Here is a 2020-nt window from a genome sequence, read left to right on the forward strand (position 1 = left end):
CGCTTTGTGTCAAGTGGTTGTGAACGAGGTTGAGCGCTAGATCGTGATGGGTTGTGGGGTTGGGGCGGTGTGGGTGGTGGTGCGGATGATGCTGACTTCTGCTGGAAGGCCTGTGCCGGCTGCGGTGTTCGGTAGTTGTGTGATGATGCCTTTGTCCAGCGCGTTTCGCATCCCCTTCTCTCGTTGGTGTTGCAGCTTGGTCCAGGTGCCGTGGAGGACTGCTTGTGGCGGGTAGTAGTTGATTCCGCTGTGGGGGGTGGCGTTATAGACCTGCACCCATGCGCTGACCCAGGCGTCTGCTTGCCCCAGCGTGGTAAAGGTTTTCGGGTAGTAAGTCCTCGTCTTCATGGTGTGAAACACCGACTCGGTATGCGGGTTGTCGTTGCTGGTGTGCGGCCGGTTAAACGAACGGGCTACACCGTACTTGGCAAACAGCTTGCCGAGTTGTTTGCTGGTCATCGCGGCCCCGTTGTCGGAGTGCACAGTGTGCACATCAGGAAAGCGAGTGAAGATGTCAGCGAACATCGCCGCTGCAAGCTGACTGCTTTCGCGTTCTGCGACGATGAATCCGACGACGGCGCGGGAATAAAGGTCAATCACCATGTGACATGCGAAGGTTTGTCCGACGTATTCTCCGGGCAAAAAGGTGATGTCCCAACACAGCACCTGCCCGGGCGCGGTGGCGCGGACATGCGGCGGCGTGGCGTCATGGCGGCGTTTGGCGTGTGTGGCTTTGGTGTTGTGGCGTTGATACAGCAGTTTGCCGTGGGCTTTGGCTACCCGGTAGAAGCTGCGCAGGCTTGCCAGGTAAATCCCATTGTTCAACGCGGCGTAAAACACCTGGTCCACCCCGGAATGTGGATTGGTGTCTAACAATTCCACGATGCGCTTGACAGTGGTATCCGCCAGCCGGCTGATCCGGCGTTGGTGATAAGGGATCGGATGTTCGGTGCGCGGGCGAGGATTGGTTTCGTAAAAGAGCCGGCTGCGCGACACACCGATAATGTCCATCGCCTTCGTTTTGGAGTAGCCGACAGAAACGAGCTGGTTGATCAGCGCTTCTTCCGCTTGCCGTCCTTTCTCGTAGAGGTGCTGTTGGGCGTCGGTGAGGACTTTTCCTCCACGTCTGAGTCCACGCCAGGTAGCCCTGGCATGGTCGCTAAAGCTTTTCCCAACGCATCAGTGGCCAGTTCAGCCCGCTCTGCCCTTTCCGTGGCCTTATCCAGGGCACGCTGCATAACTTCCTCTCGACGTTTCGCATCGAGTTCGAGTTTGCGCTTTTGCTGCATCAGGGTGGAGATTTCCTTGCGTAGCTGCTGGATTTCAACACACTCATCCATCGTCAACGTTCCAATCCTCCTCGGTGAAGTACGCGTCGGTAGATCACCATCGGCAACCATTGCTGTCCAGCGTCGCACGGTGTGAGCAGCAAGTCCATGTTCAATCAACCACGCTTCTTTCTGACCATGCGGCACCAAGCCGTATTCGATGACGATCTCACGGATGTACTCAGGTGAATACCTTCCCCGAAACGCATCATCAACAGTGCGTTTAGCCCGTTGAATGCCATCGAGACCATCATCAGTGGACTTTGCTGTCTGCAATGTACGGGCCCAGCGATTGATAGAGAGAGTTTTGATTCCCTGCCGAGCACACCACGGGCCCTTCGTGCCGTGCGGCAACAGGTTATAAATCGTGATCATTTGCCGCTGCTGTGTGGGATGAAAACAACTGCCAGCACGGGTAACACGGTACGGGGAGAATACGAACGCTACCGCCTCGAGCGAGCTCAATGTCTCCTCATCGAGGACTTCCCCCGCCGCCAGCACACGCGGCGGCATAGCCAAAATCTCCTCGACCTCCTCGCGTGACCTCTGGGGCTTGACCCTTCGGGCAACCACCGGGGCTTCAACAGTCGGTGGCGACGTCAACGCCAACGGAACCAACTCAGGCAACTGTGGACCGGTCATGAACAAAACCTCCTAAGGTTCGTCGTTCACAACCACCCTGGCACTAAGGG

The 2020-nt window shown here is 57.1% G+C and carries 1 protein-coding gene and 1 pseudogene; both read right to left on the reverse strand.

What is annotated here, in order from left to right; all coding sequences use genetic code 11:
- Positions 1-36 precede the first annotated feature (36 nt).
- Positions 37-1062, reverse strand: a pseudogene (locus L8U60_RS10660) (IS3 family transposase); the annotation flags it as partial.
- Positions 1053-1970, reverse strand: a complete 918-nt coding sequence (locus L8U60_RS10665) for a hypothetical protein (protein ID WP_269966345.1) — start codon at positions 1968-1970, stop codon at positions 1053-1055. The gene L8U60_RS10665 and the pseudogene L8U60_RS10660, both read right to left, overlap by 10 nt.
- Between the last annotated feature and the right edge of the window lie 50 nt (positions 1971-2020).

The organism is Corynebacterium meitnerae, from assembly GCF_027570075.1.
Lineage (GTDB): Bacteria > Actinomycetota > Actinomycetes > Mycobacteriales > Mycobacteriaceae > Corynebacterium > Corynebacterium meitnerae.

Coding starts and splice junctions, on each gene's coding strand:
- L8U60_RS10665 (WP_269966345.1), bottom strand. CDS start 1,970: ATGACCGGTCCACAGTTGCCTGAGTTGGTTCCGTTGGCGTTGACGTCG.